Here is a 20,172-nt window from a genome sequence, read left to right on the forward strand (position 1 = left end):
TGCCCTGACGGGCCGTACTGGACGGAGAAGACGATCAAGAGTGCCGACTAATCAACGTTCCACCCATGAGCAACCAGCACCGGACGTACGCCGGTGTACTGGCCCCTGACCGGCCCGGAGGCCGGTGAGAAGTGCTCCTTAGAAAGGAGGTGATCCAGCCGCACCTTCCGGTACGGCTACCTTGTTACGACTTCGTCCCAATCGCCAGTCCCACCTTCGACGGCTCCCTCCCGCAAGGGGTTGGGCCACCGGCTTCGGGTGTTACCGACTTTCGTGACGTGACGGGCGGTGTGTACAAGGCCCGGGAACGTATTCACCGCAGCGATGCTGATCTGCGATTACTAGCAACTCCGACTTCATGGGGTCGAGTTGCAGACCCCAATCCGAACTGAGACCGGCTTTTTGAGATTCGCTCCACCTCGCGGTATCGCAGCTCATTGTACCGGCCATTGTAGCACGTGTGCAGCCCAAGACATAAGGGGCATGATGACTTGACGTCGTCCCCACCTTCCTCCGAGTTGACCCCGGCGGTCTCCCGTGAGTCCCCACCACCCCCGAAGGGACGTGCTGGCAACACGGGACAAGGGTTGCGCTCGTTGCGGGACTTAACCCAACATCTCACGACACGAGCTGACGACAGCCATGCACCACCTGTACACCGACCACAAGGGGGCACCTGTCTCCAGGTGTTTCCGGTGTATGTCAAGCCTTGGTAAGGTTCTTCGCGTTGCGTCGAATTAAGCCACATGCTCCGCTGCTTGTGCGGGCCCCCGTCAATTCCTTTGAGTTTTAGCCTTGCGGCCGTACTCCCCAGGCGGGGCACTTAATGCGTTAGCTGCGGCGCGGACGACGTGGAATGTCGCCCACACCTAGTGCCCACCGTTTACGGCGTGGACTACCAGGGTATCTAATCCTGTTCGCTCCCCACGCTTTCGCTCCTCAGCGTCAGTGTCGGCCCAGAGATCCGCCTTCGCCACCGGTGTTCCTCCTGATATCTGCGCATTTCACCGCTACACCAGGAATTCCGATCTCCCCTACCGAACTCTAGCCTGCCCGTATCGACTGCAGACCCGGGGTTGAGCCCCGGGCTTTCACAATTGACGCGACAGGCCGCCTACGAGCTCTTTACGCCCAATAATTCCGGACAACGCTCGCGCCCTACGTATTACCGCGGCTGCTGGCACGTAGTTAGCCGGCGCTTCTTCTGCAGGTACCGTCACTTGCGCTTCTTCCCTGCTGAAAGAGGTTTACAACCCGAAGGCCGTCGTCCCTCACGCGGCGTCGCTGCATCAGGCTTGCGCCCATTGTGCAATATTCCCCACTGCTGCCTCCCGTAGGAGTCTGGGCCGTGTCTCAGTCCCAGTGTGGCCGGTCGCCCTCTCAGGCCGGCTACCCGTCGTCGCCTTGGTGAGCCGTTACCTCACCAACCAGCTGATAGGCCGCGGGCTCATCCTGCACCGCCGGAGCTTTCCGTTTCCGCAGATGCCTGCGGAAACGGGTATCCGGTATTAGACCCCGTTTCCAGGGCTTGTCCCGAAGTGCAGGGCAGATTGCCCACGTGTTACTCACCCGTTCGCCACTAATCCGCCCCGAGGGGCTTCATCGTTCGACTTGCATGTGTTAAGCACGCCGCCAGCGTTCGTCCTGAGCCAGGATCAAACTCTCCGTGAATGCTTCCCGGCGTTCCGGGGACACCACGGGAGCGGAACCGCCGGAGGAATGATCCGGCGGTTCACAGCGTCCTCGCTGTGTGTTTCAAAGGAACCGCGTCCCGGCCGGAGGCCGGAGACGGGGTATCAACATATCTGGCGTTGATTTTTGGCACGCTGTTGAGTTCTCAAGGAACGGACGCTTCCTTTGTACTCACCCTGGCGGGTTTTCCTCCGGGCGCTTCCCTTCGGTCTTGCGTTTCCGACTCTATCAGATCTTTCCGGTCCGATTTCCTCGGGGTTTCGCCTTCCGGGGCTGCGCTTTTCGCGTTTCCCTTTCCGGCGGATCCGACTTTATCAGAGATTCTGAGTCGGATTTCCTCGCCCCTCCGGGGACTGGTTCCGATGCTCGAAGAGATCGGGTTCCCGGTCGGGGTGAGCCGTAAACGTACTGGAGCGGGGCGGCTCGATGCAAATCGAGGCCGCCCCGCTCCCAGTTCACCCGTACGAGCTGTCCTACGGGACCGTCAGACCTCCACGACCACGGGAAGGATCATCGGCCGGCGCCGGTACGTGTCGGAGACCCATTTGCCCAGCGTGCGGCGGATCAGCTGCTGCATCTGGTGCGGTTCGACGACGCCGTCCTGAGCCGACCGTTCCAGGACTTCCGTGATCTTCGGCAGTACGGCGCTGAAGGCGGAGTCCTCGATCCCGGAGCCGCGGGCCTGGACATACGGGCCACCGGTGATCTTCCCGGTGGACGAGTCGATCACCACGAAGAGCGAGATGATGCCCTCGTCGCCGAGGATCTTGCGATCCTTCAGCGCGGGCTCGCCGACATCGCCGACGGAGAGGCCGTCGACGTAGACGTACCCGGCCTGGACCTTGCCGGAGATCTTCGCCCTGCCGTCGATCAGGTCGACGACGACCCCGTCCTCCGCGATGACGATGCGGTCGTGCGGGACACCCGTCAGGGCGCCCAGCTCGGCGTTGGCCCGCAGGTGGCGCCATTCGCCGTGCACCGGCATCAGGTTCTTCGGGCGGCAGATGTTGTAGAAGTACAGCAACTCGCCGGCGGAGGCGTGGCCCGAGACGTGCACCTTGGCGTTGCCCTTGTGGACGACGTTGGCGCCCCAGCGGGTCAGGCCGTTGATGACCCGGTAGACCGCGTTCTCGTTGCCGGGGATGAGCGACGACGCGAGGATCACCGTGTCGCCCTGGACGATACGGATCTGGTGGTCGCGGTTGGCCATCCGGGACAGGGCGGCCATGGGCTCGCCCTGCGAGCCCGTGCACACCAGGACCACTTCGCTGTCCGGCAGGTCGTCCAGCGTCTTGACGTCGACGACCAGGCCCGGTGGGACCTTCAGGTAGCCGAGATCGCGGGCGATGCCCATGTTGCGGACCATGGAGCGGCCGACGAAGGCCACCCTGCGTCCGTACTCGTGCGCCGCGTCCAGGATCTGCTGGATGCGGTGGACGTGGCTGGCGAAGCTGGCCACGATGATCCGCTTGCGGGCGCCGGCGAAGACCTGCCGGAGGACGTTGGAGATTTCGCGCTCGGGCGGGACGAAGCCCGGGACCTCGGCGTTCGTCGAGTCGGAGAGGAGGAGGTCGATGCCTTCCTCACTGAGCCGGGCGAAGGCGTGCAGGTCCGTGAGGCGGTTGTCCAGCGGAAGCTGGTCCATCTTGAAGTCGCCGGTGTGGACCACCATTCCGGCGGGGGTGCGGATGGCCACGGCGAGCGCGTCGGGGATCGAGTGGTTGACCGCGACGAACTCGCAGTCGAACGGGCCGATGCGCTCGCGGTGCCCCTCGGCGACCTCCAGGGTGTAGGGGCGGATGCGGTGCTCCTGGAGCTTCGCCTCGATGAGGGCGAGGGTCAGCTTGGAGCCGATCAGCGGGATGTCCGGCTTCTCGCGGAGAAGGAACGGAACACCGCCGATGTGGTCCTCGTGACCATGGGTGAGGACGATGCCCTCGATGTCGTCGAGGCGGTCCCGGATGGAGCTGAAGTCCGGCAGGATCAGGTCGATCCCGGGCTGTTCCTCCTCGGGGAACAGCACTCCGCAGTCGACGATGAGCAGGCGGCCGCCGTACTCGAAGACCGTCATGTTGCGGCCGATCTCACCGAGACCGCCGAGCGGGGTGACGCGCAGCCCGCTCGCGGGAAGCGGCGGGGGCGGACCGAGTTCAGGATGCGGATGGCTCAAAAGACTCTCCTCACCACACGCGCCACGTACCGGTGGGGCACGTGGCGCGCATGACGTTCGTGCAGAAGCAGTTGTCGTGGTGGTGCGCGGGCACCGGTGGCCCGCCGCTTATTCAGTTGTGGAGTCGGGTTGCGCGAGCGGTCGCGCGAAGTCTGTTGTCAGAGCTGTACCCCGCCTGCGGCAAGATCGATCTTGAGCTGCTCGATCTCTTCCGGCGTGCACTCGGCCATGGGGGCCCGCAGGGGCCCTGCGGGCAGGCCCTGGAGGGTGAGCGCCGCCTTGGTGGTCATCACGCCCTGGGTGCGGAACATGCCCGTGTAGACGGGGAGCAGCTTCTGGTGGATCTCGGTGGCCTTCTGGACGTCTCCCGAGATGTACGACTCCACCAGGGAGCGCAGCTCGGGGGTGACGAGGTGGCCGACGACCGAGACGAAGCCGACCGCGCCCACGGAGAGCAACGGCAGGTTCAGCATGTCGTCGCCGGAGTACCAGGCGAGGCGGGAGCGCGCGATGGCCCAGCTGGCGCGGCCGAGGTCACCCTTGGCGTCCTTGTTGGCGACGATCCGCGGGTGCTCGGCCAGGCGGACGAGCGTCTCGGTGTTGATCGGGACCCCGCTGCGGCCGGGGATGTCGTAGAGCATGACCGGCAGCTCGGCGGCGTCGGCGACGGCCGTGAAGTGCCGGTAGAGGCCCTCCTGCGGGGGCTTGTTGTAGTACGGGGTGACGACCAGCAGGCCGTGTGCGCCGATGTGCTCCGCGGTGCGGGCCAGTTCGATGCTGTGGCGGGTGTCGTTGGTGCCGACCCCGGCCACCACGTGGGCGCGGTCTCCGACCGCCTCCAGGACCGCCCGTACGAGGTCCGCTTTCTCCGCGTCGCTGGTGGTGGGGGACTCGCCGGTGGTGCCGTTGATGATCAGGCCGTCGTTGCCTGCGTCCACCAGGTGGGTGGCGAGCCGCTGGGCGCCGTCGAGGTCGAGTGCGCCGTCCGCCGTGAAGGGCGTGACCATGGCGGTGAGGACCCTCCCGAAGGGGGTCTGCGGAGTGGAGGTCGGAGCCATGGGTTACACGCTACTCGCTGCTCGAGTCGGGGTCTGCCCTCGGGGAGGCGACAAGACAGGACAAAGGTGGAGCCCGGCACTGCCTGCTCGGGGGTTCAGGCAGTGCCGGGCCCGTTCGATCAGGCTAAATGAATTACCGCGAATACCGCAATACGGACAACTCGCAGGACTGATATCCCCTGCGTGATCTCAGCCCTGCGAGCAAGGCCCGTCACCGGCGGACACGAGGAGCTGCGAGCGCCACGCGAACCGTGCCGGCCGCACGGGCTACGGCGCCACGCGCCCGTTGGCGTTGAAGGCGGCGTGGGTGAGCGGCATCAGCCGGGCCCACTCGGCCTCCATCTTCTCGCCGACCATCTCGATCTCCCGCTGCGGGAAGGACGGGACCTTCGCCATCTCGTGCTGGGTGCGCAGGCCGAGGAAGTGCATCAGCGAGCGGGCGTTGCAGGTGGCGTACATCGAGGAGTACAGGCCGACCGGGAGCACCGCGCGGGCGACCTCGCGGGCCACACCCTCGGCCAGCAGCTTCTGGTAGGCCTCGTAGGCCTGGTGGTAGGAGTCGCCCAGCACGCTCTGGACGGCCTCGTGCTGGGCCGGGCTGCCTTCGACGAAGACGTACTTGCCCGGGCGCCCCTCCTGGACCAGCTTGCGGGACGCGTCGGGAACGTAGAAGACGGGCTGCAACTCGCGGTAGCGCCCGGATTCCTCGTTGTAGGACCAGCCGACCCTGTGGCGCATGAACTCACGGAACACGAAGATCGGCGCACTGATGAGGAACGTCAGGGAGTTGTGCTCGAACGGGCTGCCGTGCCGATCCCGCATCAGGTAGTTGATCAGGCCCTTGGAGCGCTCCGGGTCCTTCTGCAGTTCCCCGATGGACTGCTCGCCGAGGGTCGACACACGGGCGGCGAACAGGACGTCCGAGTCCGAGGCGCTGGACTTCACCAGCTCGACGGTGACGTCACTCCGCAGGGTGAGCCCATCACGGGTTGACGGCTGGAGGTCGTCGGCGGAGGTCAAGAGAGCACTTCCCGTCACATCGCATCTGCAGGTCGGCGTCCACTCTACGGGGCGCCCGCCGCGGCGGGGAGACGGACCGTGCCGCGACGAATTTCCCCATCTGGGCACTTTTTGAGCGTGTCGCTCGTTTGTGTTGATGAGAGTGATTCGTTCGAGATTCGACAGGAGAAGCACCACTGATGTTCGGTCGACGGGAATCCGTGCCGTTCGCCTTCATTGCCACTGCCGACAGGTTCCGCAGTAATGTCACGCCCCCGCCGCGCGAGCGGGCTTCCGCCGGTGAGCTGGCCGGGCGCTGGCTGCTGGGCCTCTGCATCGTCGCCGGTCTGGTGGGGTCCCTGATCCTCGGGATGCCCGCCCTGTCCATCGACCAGTCGGCCACGGGGACCGAGCAGTCACAGGCGTCCGACGGACGCTGATCCGGAGCCCGGACCGGACAACGCCCCGCGCCGGATGGGGCGCGGTGAACCACCGGGGGGCGGGGGCTCCGGCTCCGACCGGGCCCCCCGAGGGTGGTGAGGGGGCATGCAGGTCGGTAGCCTCACCGAGCACAGCCCATGCATGGATCAAGTGAGGACCAGCCGTGCCCCTGCCCTTCTTGACGGCCGATCGCGCTTTCGACACGGCGGACGACGTCGCACTGCCGCACGACGACCGCGACCGCTGGCGGCGCCCGTACCGTCCGGGGCCGTGGCGCGTGGGGGCGGCGGCCGTACTGCTGCTGCTCGCCTCGTTCGTGCTGTTCGCGGCAGTGATCATCGCCGCGACGGCCCCGGTGTCGTCGGCCGGCGTGGTCTTCGGCCTCGCACTGGTCGTCATCGTCTGGGCGCTGCGGCTGCTGCGCATGGGCACGTGGGTGAGTGCCCAGGGGCTGCGGCAGGTGAGCCTGTTCAGCACCCGTACGACGCCGTGGGCCCAGGTGGTCACGGTGCGCACGGTGCAGCAGCCGGTGCGCTGGCTGGGACTGCCGCGGACGGTGCAGGGGCAGGCGCTGCTGCTGACCCGGCGGGGGCGATCCACGGAGACCCTGCCTCCGCTGCTGACCTCGCACAACGCGGACTTCCTGGGACGGGACCCGGCCTTCGACCGGGCGGCCGACTCGGTGGAGGTCTGGGCCGACGAGTACCGGCGGGACTGACCCTGCCCGTCGGGGCCGGACTTCATGTCGTCATGAGCCGGGGCCCGGTCCGCACCTGCGGACCGGGCCCCGGCTCTTTTGTCACGGCGTCAGGGGGTGGCCTTGTGCAGGGCGATCGCCCGTTGCATCGCCTTGCGGGCACGCGCGGTGTCGCGGGCGTCGTGGTAGGCGACGGCGAGCCGGAACCAACTGCGCCAGTCGTCGGGGGCGTCCTCCGTCTCGGCCCTGCGCCGGGCGAAGACCTCGTCGGCCGAGTCCCGGTCGATACGGCCGCTGGGCAGGCGCTTCAGCTCGTCCACGGGCAGTCCGCCCTGGGCGTCGAGTTCGGCGGCGAGGCGGTTGGCGTTGCGGACGAACTCGGTGTTCTTCCACAGGAACCACACGCCGATGACCGGCAGGATGAGCACCGCCACGCCGAAGGTGACGGTGAGGGGCGTGCCGGCCTGGATGAGCAGCACGCCGCGGCTGCCGACCAGGACGAAGTAGACGACCAGGACGGCGGCCGTGACGGCGTAGGAGATCTTCGCGCGCATGGGTCGGCTCGTGCTCAGTTCAGGTCGAGGAAGTGTTCCAGGCCGAAGGTCAGGCCGGGAGTGGTCACCACGCGGCGGGCGCCGAGCAGGATGCCCGGCATGAAGCTGCTGTGGTGCAGGGAGTCGTGGCGGACGGTGAGGGTCTCGCCCTCGCCGCCGAGCAGGACCTCCTGGTGGGCGAGCAGGCCGCGCAGCCGGACGGCGTGCACCGGCACCCCGTCCACGTCGGCGCCGCGGGCACCGTCCAGGGCGGTGGCCGTGGCGTCCGGGGCGGGGGCGCTGCCGGCCCGGCGGCGGGCCTCGGCGATGAGCTGGGCGGTGCGGGTGGCGGTGCCGCTGGGGGCGTCCACCTTGTCGGGATGGTGCAGTTCGACGACCTCGACGGACTCGAAGTACGGGGCGGCGATCTGCGCGAACTTCATGGTCAGCACGGCGCCGATGGAGAAGTTCGGCGCGATGAGCACACCCGTCTCCGGGAACTGCTCGAGCCAGCCCGTCAGCTGTGCGAGGCGGTCGTCGGTCCAGCCGGTGGTGCCGACGACCGCGTGGATGCCGTGGCGTACGCAGAAGTCCAGGTTGCCCATGACCGAGGCCGGGGTGGTCAGTTCGACGGCGACCTGGGCGCCGGTCTCGGCGAGGGTCTCCAGCCGGTCGTCCCGGCTGAGTGCGGCCACCAGTTCCATGTCGTCGGCGGCCTCGACGGCCCGTACCGCTTCGGACCCGATCCGGCCCTTGGCGCCGAGGACCGCCACGCGCAGCTTGCTCATCTTCCTTGCTTCCTTACCGGAGGGGTCGGGGAGGACCGGGGGTCGTGGAGGGTCGGGGATCGATCGTGGAGGGTCGGGAGCCCAGCGGGTCCGCTGGGCCCGCTAGGCGACAGTGTCGTGCAGCCGGGCGGCCTGTCTGTCCTTGAGCGGGCCGATGACCGACAGCGAGGGCCGCTGCCCCAGGATGTCGCGGGCGACCGCGCGGACCTCGTCCGGCGTGACCGAGGCTATTCGGGTCAGCATGTCGTCGACCGACATCTGCTCGCCCCAGCACAGTTCGCTCTTGCCGATACGGTTCATCAGCGCGCCGGTGTCCTCCAGGCCGAGGACGGTGGAGCCCTGGAGCTGGCCGACGGCGTGCCGTATCTCGTCGTCGGACAGGCTGTGCTCGGCGACCTGGTCGAGTTCGTCGCGGCAGATCTTCAGCACGTCGTGCACCTGGGAGGGCCTGCACCCGGCGTACACGCCGAACAGGCCGCAGTCGGCGAAGCCGGAGGTGTACGAGTACACGCTGTAGGCCAGGCCGCGCTTCTCCCGGACCTCCTGGAACAGGCGGGAGGACATGCTGCCGCCGAGGGCGGTGTTGAGCACGCCGAGGGCCCACCGGCGCTCGTCGGTGCGGGACAGACCCGGCATGCCGAGGATGACGTGCGCCTGCTCGGTACTGCGGTCGATCAGTTCGACCCGGCCGGCGGTGCGCAGCGCGCGCCGCCCGCCGCGCGGGGCGACCGGCTCGGCGTCCGGGCCCTTGACGGCACCGGCCTCCTCGAAGGCGGCGCGGACCTGGCGTACGACCTGGTCGTGGTCGATGTTGCCGGCACAGGCGACCACGAGGCGGGTCGGGTCGTAGTGCTTCTTGTAGAAGCGGCGGATGCGGTCGGCGGTGAGGCCGTTGACCGTGTCGACCGTGCCGAGGACCGGGCGGCCCAGCGGGTTGTCGCCGAACATGGTGTGCGCGAACAGGTCGTGCACGCAGTCGCCGGGGTCGTCCTCGGTCATCGCGATCTCTTCGAGGATCGCGCCGCGCTCGACGTCGACGTCCTCCTCGCGGATGCGCGAGCCGGTCAGCATGTCGCAGACCACGTCGATGGCGAGCGGCAGGTCGGTGTCGAGCACGCGTGCGTAGTAGCACGTGTACTCCTTGGCCGTGAAGGCGTTCATCTCGCCGCCGACGGCGTCGATGGCGGAGGAGATCTCCAGGGCGGACCTGCGGTGGGTGCCCTTGAAGAGCAGGTGCTCCAGGTAGTGGGTGGCGCCGTTCAGGGCCGGGGTCTCGTCGCGGGAGCCGACGTGCGCCCAGATGCCGAAGGTCGCCGAGCGGACCGAGGGCAGGGTCTCGGTGACGATGCGCAGGCCCCAGGGGAAGGTGGTCTTGCGGACGGTGCCGATGCCGTTCTCGCCCTGGATGAGGGTTTGGGTACGGGCGACGGCCCGCGCCTCCGGGGAGGTGCGGGCCGTCGCCTTGGAGCCGTGGGACGTCACTTGTCGGCGTCGTCCTTCTTCTCGTCGTCCTCGCCCTCGATCACGGGGATGAGGGAGAGCTTGCCGCGGGAGTCGATCTCGGCGATCTCGACCTGGACCTTGGCACCCACGCCGAGCACGTCCTCGACGTTCTCCACGCGCTTGCCGCCGGCCAGCTTGCGGATCTGCGAGATGTGCAGCAGACCGTCCTTGCCGGGCATCAGGGAGACGAACGCGCCGAAGGTGGTCGTCTTCACGACGGTACCCAGGTAGCGCTCGCCGACCTCCGGCATGGTCGGGTTGGCGATGCTGTTGATCGTGGCGCGGGCGGCCTCGGCCTGCGAGCCCTGGGCGGCACCGATGTAGATGGTGCCGTCGTCCTCGATCGTGATGTCGGCGCCGGTGTCCTCCTGGATCTGGTTGATCATCTTGCCCTTGGGGCCGATGACCTCACCGATCTTGTCGACCGGGATCTTCACGGTGATGATCCGCGGCGCGTTCGGGGACATCTCGTCCGGCGTGTCGATCGCTTCCATCATCACGTCGAGGATGTGGAGGCGGGCGTCACGGGCCTGCTTGAGGGCGGCGGCCAGGACGGAGGCCGGGATGCCGTCCAGCTTGGTGTCGAGCTGGAGGGCGGTCACGAACTCCTTGGTGCCGGCGACCTTGAAGTCCATGTCGCCGAAGGCGTCCTCCGCACCGAGGATGTCGGTGAGGGCGACGTAGTGCGTCTCGCCGTTGATCTCCTGGGAGATCAGGCCCATGGCGATACCGGCGACGGGGGCCTTGAGCGGCACACCGGCGTTCAGCAGCGACATGGTGGAGGCGCAGACCGAGCCCATGGACGTCGAGCCGTTGGAGCCGAGGGCCTCGGACACCTGACGGATCGCGTACGGGAACTCCTCGCGCGTCGGCAGCACCGGCACGATGGCGCGCTCGGCGAGGGCGCCGTGGCCGATCTCGCGGCGCTTGGGGGAGCCCACGCGGCCGGTCTCACCGACGGAGTAGGGCGGGAAGTTGTAGTTGTGCATGTAGCGCTTGCGGGTCACCGGGGAGAGGGTGTCCAGCTGCTGCTCCATACGGAGCATGTTGAGGGTGGTGACGCCCAGGATCTGGGTCTCGCCACGCTCGAACAGCGCGGAACCGTGCACCCGCGGGATGGCCTCGACCTCGGCGGCCAGGGTGCGGATGTCGGTGAGTCCGCGGCCGTCGATGCGCTTCTTCTCCTTGATGACGCGCTCACGGACCAGGGACTTGGTCAGCGAGCGGTACGCGGCGGAGATCTCCTTCTCGCGGCCCTCGAACTCCGGCAGGAGCTTCTCGGCGGCGAGCTGCTTGACGCGGTCCAGCTCGGCCTCGCGCTCCTGCTTGCCGGCGATGGTGAGCGCCTGGGCGAGCTCGGGGCGGACGGCGCCGGTCAGCGCCTCCAGGACGTCGTCCTGGTAGTCCAGGAAGGTCGGGAACTCACCGGTCGGCTTGGCGGCCTTCGCGGCGAGGTCGGCCTGCGCCTTGCAGAGGACCTTGATGAAGGGCTTCGCGGCGTCCAGGCCGGCCGCGACGATCTCCTCGGTGGGGGCCTCGGCACCGCCCTCGACCAGCTTGACGGTCTGCTCGGTGGCCTCGGCCTCGACCATCATGATCGCGACGTCGCCGTCCTCCAGGGCGCGGCCCGCGACGACCATGTCGAAGACGGCGTCCTCGAGCTCGGTGTGCGTCGGGAACGCCACCCACTGGCCGCGGATCAGCGCGACGCGGACGCCGCCGATCGGGCCGGAGAAGGGCAGACCGGCCAGCTGCGTGGACGCGGAGGCGGCGTTGATCGCCACGACGTCGTACAGGTGGTCGGGGTTGAGCGCCATGATCGTGGCGACGACCTGGATCTCGTTGCGCAGGCCCTTCTTGAAGGACGGGCGCAGCGGGCGGTCGATGAGGCGGCAGGTGAGGATCGCGTCCTCGGAGGGCCGGCCTTCCCGACGGAAGAAGGAGCCGGGGATCTTGCCGGCCGCGTACATCCGCTCCTCGACGTCCACCGTCAGGGGGAAGAAGTCGAGCTGGTCCTTGGGGTTCTTGGAGGCCGTGGTGGCCGACAGCACCATGGTGTCGTCGTCCAGGTACGCCACGGCGGAACCTGCGGCCTGACGGGCGAGGCGGCCCGTCTCGAAGCGGATGGTGCGGGTGCCGAAGGAGCCGTTGTCGATGACGGCCTCGGCGTAGTGGGTCTCGTTCTCCACCAGTGTTCTCTCCGTTACTTGTCGTCTTTGGTCCCCCTCGCCCGTGTGGCGGGAGGGACGTGGTGGAGAAGCACGCCTTCTGGTGCGGGCCGGTCTTCGATCGAAGCTCCCGGGTTGACTCTCCCGGGGGCCACTACCGAGGACCGGCGGCGGCGAGGTGCGCTTCTCCTCGTACGTCATGACGTCCGAGGACGTCGGGGTGGTGCCCGTGACGGCGGTCACCGGGTGCGGTACCGGTCGTCACGGCGATTCGGTGTTCCTGCGTTCTTGCGTTGCGCTACCACACTACAAAGAGGGGGTGACACTCCGCACGTACAGCAAAGGGAGCGGTCCCCTTTTCCCAGGGAACCGCTCCCGTCACAGCGTCTTACCGGGCGCCCGCCGCGCCACGGCGGATGCCGAGGCGGTCGACCAGCGCACGGAAGCGCTGGATGTCCTTCTTGGCGAGGTACTGCAGCAGCCGGCGGCGCTGACCGACCAGGATGAGCAGACCACGACGGGAGTGGTGGTCGTGCTTGTGGGTCTTGAGGTGCTCCGTCAGGTCGGAGATCCGACGCGACAGGAGGGCGACCTGGACCTCGGGGGAGCCGGTGTCGCCTTCCTTGGTGCGGAATTCGGAGATGATCTGGTTCTTCGTAGCGGCGTCGAGCGACACGCTTGCTCCTCATGGTCTGTGAAGGGCCACCGAGTGCCCCCGGTCTTCATCTCGGGGGATCTTCCATGACTCGGGAGGCGGGATCCGCTGGGCGCGGCCTGTGGAGCGGGGCTCCACGGCGCGCACACAGCGCACATACGTCCGTCGCCCAGAGTACCAGCCGGTGGCGGGCCCCCTTACCACGGTCCGCGGAACCGCCCAGGTGGGACGTGGGGTGCCACTAGGGTGAGCGCTCGGACCGGTCATCGGACCGGCCGTCGGACCATTCACACGTCGGGAAGGGGTCGCTGCGACATGGCGGAGACGGCTGAGGAGATCAAGGCACGCAAGGAGCGGGAGAAGGACGAGCTCTACGCCCTCGACATCTCCGGCGTCGAATGGCACAGCGCGCCGGGCACCGAGGAGCACGAGGAGCGGGTCGAGATCGCCTATCTGCCCGAGGGCGCGGTGGCCATGCGGTCCTCCCTCGACCCGGACACCGTGCTCCGCTACACGGAGGCGGAGTGGCGGGCGTTCGTGCTGGGCGCGCGGGACGGGGAGTTCGACCTGGAGCCGGCGGGTCCCGAGGCGGAGTGACCGCCGTACGCGTCCGGGAGCGTGCACACGGGTGTGCGCCCTCCCGGACGTCGCGCGTCAGGTCGCGCGTCAGCCGGTCATCGACCGCACCGTCGTGTACACGCCGAAGACGGCGAGCGCCAGCGGCACCAGTGTCAGCAGGACGAAGCCCTCGGCGATCTCCAGGAAGCGGCCCCAGAAGGGCGTGAGCCCGTTGCGGGAGGCCACCAGGCCGATCGCGGTGACCAGCGCCGACACCGCCGCGATGGCCGCGATCAGCCAGATCGTACGGATGTCGAGACCGGCCCGGTCCCCTGTCAGCGCCTCGCGGACCAGGGCGTCCGGCGGGTTGAGCGCCAGACCGAGACCGAGCGCGACCAGGGAGCCGAGCCCCGCGGTCAGCAGGGTGGCGACCTGCGCGGTGTAGCGGAACAGCTGCGCCCGCATGAGCAGTGCGATTCCGGTGGCCAGGGCGAGCAGCAGCGACCAGAGGCCGTCGGAGAAGCTGAGCACGAGGGCGGAGCCGACCGCGAGCAGCGAGCAGCCGCCGACCAGGCCGACCAGGAGTTCGTGGCCGCGGCGGGCCTGGGCCTCGATGCGTTCGGCGTCCACCGGCTCATGGGGCTCGGGGTCGGCGCCGTAGGCGCGCGAGGTGGTGTGCGGCGCCTCGAAGCCGATGGGCAGACGGGCGAAACGCAGGGACAGGCCCGGCAGGAAGGCCAGGGCGCCGACGGCGACGGGAGCGCACAGCGCGGCGATCTCGGCCGGTGTCCAGTCCCTCAGGAGCGCCACGAAGGTGGCGACCAGGGCGAGGCCCGAGGCGGCCACGAAGGCCACGAACGGGCCGTCGCCCCGCGGAGAGACCAGGGCGAGGATCACCGAGGCCACCAGCACGGCCGCGCAGGCGAGCAGGAACTGGAGCTTCCCGACGCCCTGCCCCTCGGAGAGCGACAGCAGGCCCGAGCCGGCCACCCCCACGTTGGGGAGTGCGCCGAGCCCCAGCGCGACGGCGGCGGCCCGGTCGTCGTAGACGCGGGCGCGGACACAGCCCAGCACCACGAGGAGGACACCGGCGATGCCCGCGAGGATGCCGGGCAGGCCGTGCATGTCGTGCCGCGGATCGGCGTTCCAGGCGACGAACGCGAGCAGGGCGGGCAGCACGCCGCCGCCGACGAGGCCCGCGGCACGGGTGAGGTCGCCGTGCCACAGGGACCGGTCCCGGGTGACCGCGGAGGCAACCGCTTCGGAGACGTCGTCGACGACGGCCGGGGGAAGCGACTCGGAGAAGGGACGCAGGGTGAGGAGCTCACCGTCGAGGATGCGCTGGGCCGCGAAGGAGCGGGAGCTGTCGAGGACGGTGCCGTCCCGGCGGACCAGGTGGTAGCCGACCGGGGCGCCCTCGGCGGCCGTCTGCCGGGAGAGCCTGAGGATCTCGGGGTAGACGTCGGCCACCGGTACGTCGTCGGGCAGCGCCACGTCGATCCGGCTGTCGGGCGCGACGATGGTGACCCGGCAGAAGCCGAACCCCGGCAACGTCCCGGACGGGGCTGTCTGGCCGGGTCCGCCCGTACGGGTGGCCGCCGTGGAGGCCGTCATGCTCACGTGCTGCTCCCCCTCAGTGCTGCTGTGTCTGCGGTGTGGTGGTCCCGCGCCTCGTTCCCGGCGTCCGCCGCAGGACGGGGCTGTACGGGGTGTACGGGGTGGTACAAAGCTGTACGGGGCGGACGGGAAACCGTCGAGCGGATCCTCGAGCCGCCATACCGCGCACATCACCCGGAATACCCGTGCATCCGACGGGTTCGCGTGTGCTCACGGGAACATCCGGCACCCTACCGCCCGCCGGTGTGTGAGGGGATCAGTAGGATCGCGCGGCGGCCCTCGTCCGCCAGACACGGGGTGGCGGACGGCAATCCGGCGGGCCGGCAAGGGGATTGGTGAGCAGTGAGCCAGATCGTCGTCAAACGTCCGCCCAGGGCGCTGCCGCCGGAGGTTCCCACGGGCGAGGTGGTCGTGCAACCGCCGCCCGAGCTGCCTCGGGGGCATCAGGAAAGCGTGCTGATGCAGCTGTTGCCGACACTCGGCATGGGCGGCTCGGTGGTCTTCTTCTTCACGAGCGGGCAGCCGTTCATGCGCATCATGGGCATGGTGATGATCGCGTCGACGATCGCCATGTCGATCGCGATGGTGGTCCGCTTCCGCCGCGGTTCCCAGGGTCAGATCGCCGATCTGCGCCGTGACTACCTGAGTTACCTGTCGCGGACCCGCCGGACCACCCTGGAGACGGCGAAGGCGCAGCGTGACGCCCAGTACTACCTCCACCCCTCCCCGGAGCAGCTGTGGGCGCTGGTCGCCGAGGGCAGCCGGGTGTGGGAACGGCGGCCGGGCGACGAGGACTTCGCGCAGGTCCGCATCGGCCTCGGTCCGCAGTCCCTGGCCACCCCGCTGGTCGCCCCCGAGACAGCCCCGGTCGATCAGCTGGAGCCGTTGACGGCGGGCGCGATGCAGCGGTTCGTCGCGGTCCACAGCACCTTGGACGACCTGCCGATGGCGGTCTCCCTGCGCGCCTTCTACCACGTCGTCCTCGGTGGCGAACCGGATTCCGTACGGTCCTCCGCCCGCGCTCTGACCGGTTCGCTGGCCTCGTTGCACTCCCCCGAGGACCTGATCGTCGCGGTCGCGACGGGCCGGGAGGCAGCGCGGCACTGGGAGTGGGCCAAGTGGCTGCCGCACGCGCAGCTGCCCGGTGTCGCGGACGGCGCCGGCTCCCGCCGTCTGATCAGCGGCGATCCCCAGGAGCTCGAGGATCTCCTGGCCGCACGCCTGACCGGCCGTCCCCGCTTCCACCCGAACGCCGCCCCCCTGCCGGACACCCCGCACCTCGTCGTCGTCCTCGACGGCGTGTCCCTCCCGCCGGACTCCATGCTGGCGAACCCCGAAGGCCTGCAGGGCGTGACGGTCGTCGAGGTGGTCGAGGGCGAGCCGGTCGGCACCCACGGTGACCTCTCCGTCCTCGTACGGCCGCGTTCACTGCGCCTGGAGTCGGCGCACGGCGTCGTCTACGAGGGAACGCCCGACGTCCTGTCGCAGGAGTCCGCGGAGGCGCTGGCCCGGCAGTTGGCGCCGCTGCGCATGGTCTCCGGCGGGGACGACGACGAACCGCTGCTGGCGAACCTGGAGTTCACGGATCTGCTGAACCTGGGCGACGCCGCCTCCGTCGACACCCGGCGCACCTGGCGGCCGCGGTCCCAGGCGGAACGGCTGCGGGTGCCGATCGGTGTCGGCGAGGACGGCCGTCCGGTGATGCTCGACATCAAGGAGGCGGCCCAGGAGGGCATGGGCCCGCACGGCCTGTGCGTGGGCGCCACGGGTTCCGGCAAGTCGGAACTGCTGCGCACGCTGGTGCTGGGGCTCGCGGTCACCCACTCCTCCGAGACCCTGAACTTCGTCCTCGCGGACTTCAAGGGCGGCGCGACCTTCGCGGGCATGGCGCAGATGCCGCACGTGGCGGCCGTGATCACCAACCTGGCGGACGACCTCACCCTCGTCGACCGCATGGGCGACTCCATCCGCGGCGAACTCAACCGCCGCCAGGAGATGCTGCGTGACGCGGGCAACTACGCCAACATCCACGACTACGAGAAGGCGCGCGCGGCGGGCGCACCGCTCCAGCCCATCCCCTCGCTGCTGCTGGTCATCGACGAGTTCAGCGAACTGCTGACGGCGAAGCCGGACTTCATCGACATGTTCGTGCAGATCGGCCGCATCGGCCGATCGCTGGGCGTGCACCTGCTGCTGGCCTCGCAGCGGCTGGAGGAGGGCCGGCTGCGCGGACTGGAGACGTACCTGTCGTACCGCATCGGTCTGCGCACCTTCTCCGCCGCCGAGTCGCGGTCGGCGCTGGGCGTGCCGGACGCGTACGAACTGCCGAACGTGCCGGGGTCCGGCTTCCTGAAGTTCGGCACCGACGAGATGGTCCGCTTCAAGGCGGCATACGTCTCCGGTGTCTACCGTTCCGGCTCGCAGGGCGCCGGATCCTCGGACGGCCCGCTGCCGCTGGACCGGCGGCCGGTGCTGTTCACGGCGGCCGAGGTTCCGGTGCGGTACGCGCCGGTGCCGCGGCAGCGCGCGGACTCGGCGGACGGCGCCGGTGAGGTGGACGACGCGCTGGCGGACACCGTGCTGGACGTCGTCGTCCGCCGGCTGGAGGCCCAGGGTCCGGCGGCCCACCAGGTGTGGCTGCCGCCGCTGGACAGCCCGCCGTCGCTGGACGCGCTGCTGCCCGGCCTCACCGCCGTGGAGGGCCGGGGCCTCACCCAGCCCGGCTACGAGGGTGCCGGACGGCTCGTGGTCCCCGTCGGCATCGTCGACAAGCCGTACGAGCAGCGCCGTGACCCGCTGTGGGTGGACTTCTCCGGCGCCGCGGGCCACATGCAGGTCCTGGGCGGTCCGCAGTCCGGCAAGTCGACGCTGCTGCGCTCGCTGATCTGCTCCTTCGCGCTCACCCACACGCCCCACGAAGTGCAGTTCTACGGACTGGACTTCGGCGGTGGCGGCATGGCCTCGGTGGCCGGGCTGCCGCACGTCGGCGGCGTCGCCTCGCGACTGGACCCGGAGAAGGTGCGGCGCACGGTGGCGGAGGTCTACGGCATCCTGGCCCGCCGCGAGGAGTACTTCCGGGCCTCGGGCATCTCCTCCATCGCCGAGTTCCGCACCCGGCGGGCCCGCGGCGACATCACGGTCACCGACCAGCCGTGGGGCGACGTCTTCCTGGTCGTCGACGGCTGGGCCAACTTCCGCACCGAGTACGAGGCGTTGGACCCGGTGATCCTCGACATCGCCGCCCGCGGCCTCGGCTACGGTATCCATCTGGTCCTGTCCGCCTCCCGTTCGATGGAGGTGCGGTCCGCGCTCAAGGACAGCCTGCTGAACCGGCTGGAGCTGCGGCTCGGCGACACGATGGACTCCGAACTGGACCGCAAGGTGGCCGCGAACGTCCCCACCGGGGTGCCCGGCCGCGGTCTGTCCCCGCAGAAACTGCACTTCATGGCGGCGGTGCCGCGCATCGACGGCCTGACCTCCGACACGGACCTGGCGGACGCCACCGCCGCGCTGTCGGCCGAGGTCTCCCGGCACTGGCAGGCCCCGGGCGCGCCCCAGGTCCGTCTCCTGCCGCGCGAGTTCCCGGCGCAGCAACTGCCCCCGGGCGACCGTTTCCCGGAGCGCGGCATCGCCTTCGCGCTCGACGAGGACAACCTGGAACCCGTTTTCGTCGACTTCGACCAGGACCCGTTCTTCCTCGTCTTCGGCGAGAGCGAGTCCGGCAAGTCGAACCTGCTCCGCCTGCTGATCAAGCAGCTGACGACGCGTTACCCCGGCGACGAGTGCAAGCTGTTCGTCGTGGACAACCGGCGCTCCCTGCTGGGCGTCACACCGGACTCCCATCTCGCCGAGTACATTCCGATGTCCAACGCCATGGAACACCACATGGCGGCCCTGGCCGACCTGATGAAGCGCCGCACCCCCACCGCCGACGTGACCGCACGCCAGCTCCGTGAGCGCAGCTGGTGGCAGGGGCCGACGGTGTACGTGGTCATCGACGACTTCGACCTCGTCTCCACGTCGAGCGGCAACCCGCTCAGCGGCCTGACGGAAATGCTGCCGTTCGCCCGGGACGTGGGCGTGCGCTTCATCATCGCGCGCTCGACGGCCGGCGCGAGCCGCGCCTCGTACGAGGCCTTCATGCAGCGCATCAAGGAGCTGGGGGCCCAGGGCGTCGTGCTGGCGGGCGACCCGACCGAGGGCGACGTCCTGGGCGGAGTCCGGCCGCGGCCGATGCCCACGGGACGGGGCGTCTTCGTGTCCCGACGGCGGGGAAGGCCGTTGGTGCAGACGGGGCTGGTGGCGGAGGAGATCCTCTGAGGTTCACCGGCGCCGGTCCTTGCTCCTTGCGGACCGGTGCCGGCCGGGGACGGACGCCGGGGCCCGACGCGGCCCTTCTCCGAGGCGCCGCACGGTAGAAGGCCGCTCCGACCAGAACCCCGACGCGTACAGCGCCATCGCCTCCGCCCGGCAGACGTACACCGCGAACGTGGTGCGGGAGTTCCTGAAGGCGGAGGACAAGTACCTCACTCCGGAGGACAGCGGACGCGCCGAGGTTCTGGTCGTGCCGGGGGCTGCCCGCCCGGGACGTGCGGGCCGTGTGAGCCGAAGGCCACGTCGGCACGCGGGCCGAGGGGCGGGAAGTGGTGCAGGGGACGACGGCCCAGACGGTTTTGCCCGGGCCTCCCGACCGTTCGGTGACGCCCCATTCCCCGGCCAGCGCCTCGACCAGGGCCAGCCCACGCCCGCCGTCCATGTCGGGCCGTTCACCCTGTGGCATCACCGGCTTTCGTTCCCCCCGCGCGTCACTCACCTCGACCCGTACCAGCGTGCCGCAGGGTTCGGCCGTCAGCCGCAGCTCGGCGGCCCGGCCGGGGACCCGGCCGTGGGTGACGGCGTTCGCGGCCAGCTCCGCGACGACCAGCTCGACGGCATCGTGGGCCGGGCTGCCGTAGGGCCACCCCCAGGCGTCCATCTGCTGGGAGGCGAGGCGCCGGGCGAGCCGGGCACCGCGTGGGGTGGCGGAGAAGCGGAGGGTGAAGGCCCTCTGCTCGGCAAAGGGGAGGGCGGAAGCGGCCGGTCGCTGCCGCTGGGGAGAACTCGTCATGCCCCGAAGATCTCGTAGCAACAACCCGTTCACCAGGCCCGACACCCCCACGGCAGTGCGCTGTAGGGACGCCGGACGAGGGCGTCGGACGTGTCGGGGCGGCTGCCCGGCGTACTCGCCGCCCAATGCAAGGAACGCGCCCGCATCCGCGGCGAGAAGGGCATCCGCTGGGGCGGACGCCCCCTC

General features: G+C 69.5%; 13 protein-coding genes, 1 rRNA gene and 1 pseudogene. 4 read left to right on the forward strand and 11 right to left on the reverse strand.

The features are described from left to right. Positions 1-142 precede the first annotated feature (142 nt). From PYS65_RS09840 to thyX, 4 genes are all read right to left on the reverse strand, one after another. A 16S ribosomal RNA gene (locus tag PYS65_RS09840) occupies positions 143-1,671 on the reverse strand. Positions 1,672-2,176: 505 nt separating this feature from the next. Then, entirely contained in the window at positions 2,177-3,862 is a 1,686-nt protein-coding gene (locus PYS65_RS09845; protein ID WP_279333478.1) for a ribonuclease J, read from the reverse strand. A gap of 158 nt (positions 3,863-4,020) precedes the next feature. Next, positions 4,021-4,920 carry a 4-hydroxy-tetrahydrodipicolinate synthase gene (dapA, locus tag PYS65_RS09850; RefSeq protein WP_279333479.1) on the reverse strand — a complete coding sequence of 300 codons (900 nt, stop codon included), beginning with the start codon at positions 4,918-4,920 and terminating at the stop codon, positions 4,021-4,023. A 267-nt stretch (positions 4,921-5,187) separates the two neighbouring features. Further along, positions 5,188-5,940: an FAD-dependent thymidylate synthase gene (gene thyX, locus PYS65_RS09855; RefSeq protein ID WP_279333480.1), complete on the reverse strand. Its 753-nt coding sequence runs from the start codon at positions 5,938-5,940 to the stop codon at positions 5,188-5,190. A 179-nt stretch (positions 5,941-6,119) separates the two neighbouring features. Here thyX and PYS65_RS09860 point away from each other — a divergent pair, with 179 nt between their 5' ends. Then, positions 6,120-6,359, forward strand: a complete 240-nt coding sequence (locus PYS65_RS09860; RefSeq protein ID WP_202281871.1) for a hypothetical protein — start codon at positions 6,120-6,122, stop codon at positions 6,357-6,359. Positions 6,360-6,523: 164 nt separating this feature from the next. Continuing rightward, on the forward strand, positions 6,524-7,078 hold the full coding sequence (locus tag PYS65_RS09865; protein WP_279333482.1) for a PH domain-containing protein: 555 nt from the start codon (positions 6,524-6,526) through the stop codon (positions 7,076-7,078). An 89-nt stretch (positions 7,079-7,167) separates the two neighbouring features. Here the strand turns inward: PYS65_RS09865 and PYS65_RS09870 are convergent, their stop codons facing one another. The 5 genes from PYS65_RS09870 to rpsO form a co-directional block, all read right to left on the reverse strand. Then, the gene (locus tag PYS65_RS09870; RefSeq protein ID WP_279333483.1) at positions 7,168-7,611 is read right to left on the reverse strand and encodes a tetratricopeptide repeat protein; all 444 of its coding nucleotides are present in this window, start codon (positions 7,609-7,611) and stop codon (positions 7,168-7,170) included. 14 nt (positions 7,612-7,625) lie between these two features. Then, complete coding sequence (gene dapB / locus PYS65_RS09875) at positions 7,626-8,378, reverse strand: 4-hydroxy-tetrahydrodipicolinate reductase (RefSeq protein ID WP_279333484.1); 753 nt, start codon at positions 8,376-8,378, stop codon at positions 7,626-7,628. A 102-nt stretch (positions 8,379-8,480) separates the two neighbouring features. Next, positions 8,481-9,860: a M16 family metallopeptidase gene (locus PYS65_RS09880; protein WP_279333485.1), complete on the reverse strand. Its 1,380-nt coding sequence runs from the start codon at positions 9,858-9,860 to the stop codon at positions 8,481-8,483. Next, positions 9,857-12,070: a polyribonucleotide nucleotidyltransferase gene (locus tag PYS65_RS09885; RefSeq protein ID WP_279333486.1), complete on the reverse strand. Its 2,214-nt coding sequence runs from the start codon at positions 12,068-12,070 to the stop codon at positions 9,857-9,859. The genes PYS65_RS09880 and PYS65_RS09885 overlap by 4 nt, the downstream gene beginning before the upstream one ends. A 367-nt stretch (positions 12,071-12,437) precedes the next feature. Beyond that, positions 12,438-12,725 (reverse strand): 30S ribosomal protein S15, encoded by a 288-nt coding sequence (gene rpsO / locus PYS65_RS09890; RefSeq protein ID WP_109377366.1) that lies wholly within the window; start codon positions 12,723-12,725, stop codon positions 12,438-12,440. Between the two features lie 294 nt (positions 12,726-13,019). On the opposite strand from rpsO, the gene PYS65_RS09895 reads away from it, so the two are divergent. After that, positions 13,020-13,301 (forward strand): DUF397 domain-containing protein, encoded by a 282-nt coding sequence (locus PYS65_RS09895; RefSeq protein WP_055605087.1) that lies wholly within the window; start codon positions 13,020-13,022, stop codon positions 13,299-13,301. Between the two features lie 69 nt (positions 13,302-13,370). Here PYS65_RS09895 and eccD read toward each other — a convergent pair whose 3' ends face one another. Further along, positions 13,371-14,876 (reverse strand): type VII secretion integral membrane protein EccD, encoded by a 1,506-nt coding sequence (eccD, locus tag PYS65_RS09900; RefSeq protein WP_423836156.1) that lies wholly within the window; start codon positions 14,874-14,876, stop codon positions 13,371-13,373. Between the two features lie 345 nt (positions 14,877-15,221). Here eccD and eccCa point away from each other — a divergent pair, with 345 nt between their 5' ends. Beyond that, the gene (gene eccCa / locus PYS65_RS09905; protein ID WP_279333489.1) at positions 15,222-19,199 is read left to right on the forward strand and encodes a type VII secretion protein EccCa; all 3,978 of its coding nucleotides are present in this window, start codon (positions 15,222-15,224) and stop codon (positions 19,197-19,199) included. A 334-nt stretch (positions 19,200-19,533) separates the two neighbouring features. Here eccCa and PYS65_RS09910 read toward each other — a convergent pair. After that, positions 19,534-19,986: pseudogene (locus PYS65_RS09910) on the reverse strand (ATP-binding protein); the annotation flags it as partial. Between the last annotated feature and the right edge of the window lie 186 nt (positions 19,987-20,172).

Origin of the sequence: Streptomyces cathayae (assembly GCF_029760955.1) — a bacterium.
Lineage (GTDB): Bacteria > Actinomycetota > Actinomycetes > Streptomycetales > Streptomycetaceae > Streptomyces > Streptomyces cathayae.

Bases quoted from the DNA above. Each gene is read 5' to 3' on its own strand.
- dapA (WP_279333479.1), bottom strand. From the start codon at position 4,920: ATGGCTCCGACCTCCACTCCGCAGACCCCCTTCGGGAGGGTCCTCACC.
- PYS65_RS09860 (WP_202281871.1), top strand. From the start codon at position 6,120: ATGTTCGGTCGACGGGAATCCGTGCCGTTCGCCTTCATTGCCACTGCC.
- PYS65_RS09870 (WP_279333483.1), bottom strand. From the start codon at position 7,611: ATGCGCGCGAAGATCTCCTACGCCGTCACGGCCGCCGTCCTGGTCGTC.
- dapB (WP_279333484.1), bottom strand. From the start codon at position 8,378: ATGAGCAAGCTGCGCGTGGCGGTCCTCGGCGCCAAGGGCCGGATCGGG.
- PYS65_RS09895 (WP_055605087.1), top strand. From the start codon at position 13,020: ATGGCGGAGACGGCTGAGGAGATCAAGGCACGCAAGGAGCGGGAGAAG.
- eccD (WP_423836156.1), bottom strand. From the start codon at position 14,876: ATGACGGCCTCCACGGCGGCCACCCGTACGGGCGGACCCGGCCAGACA.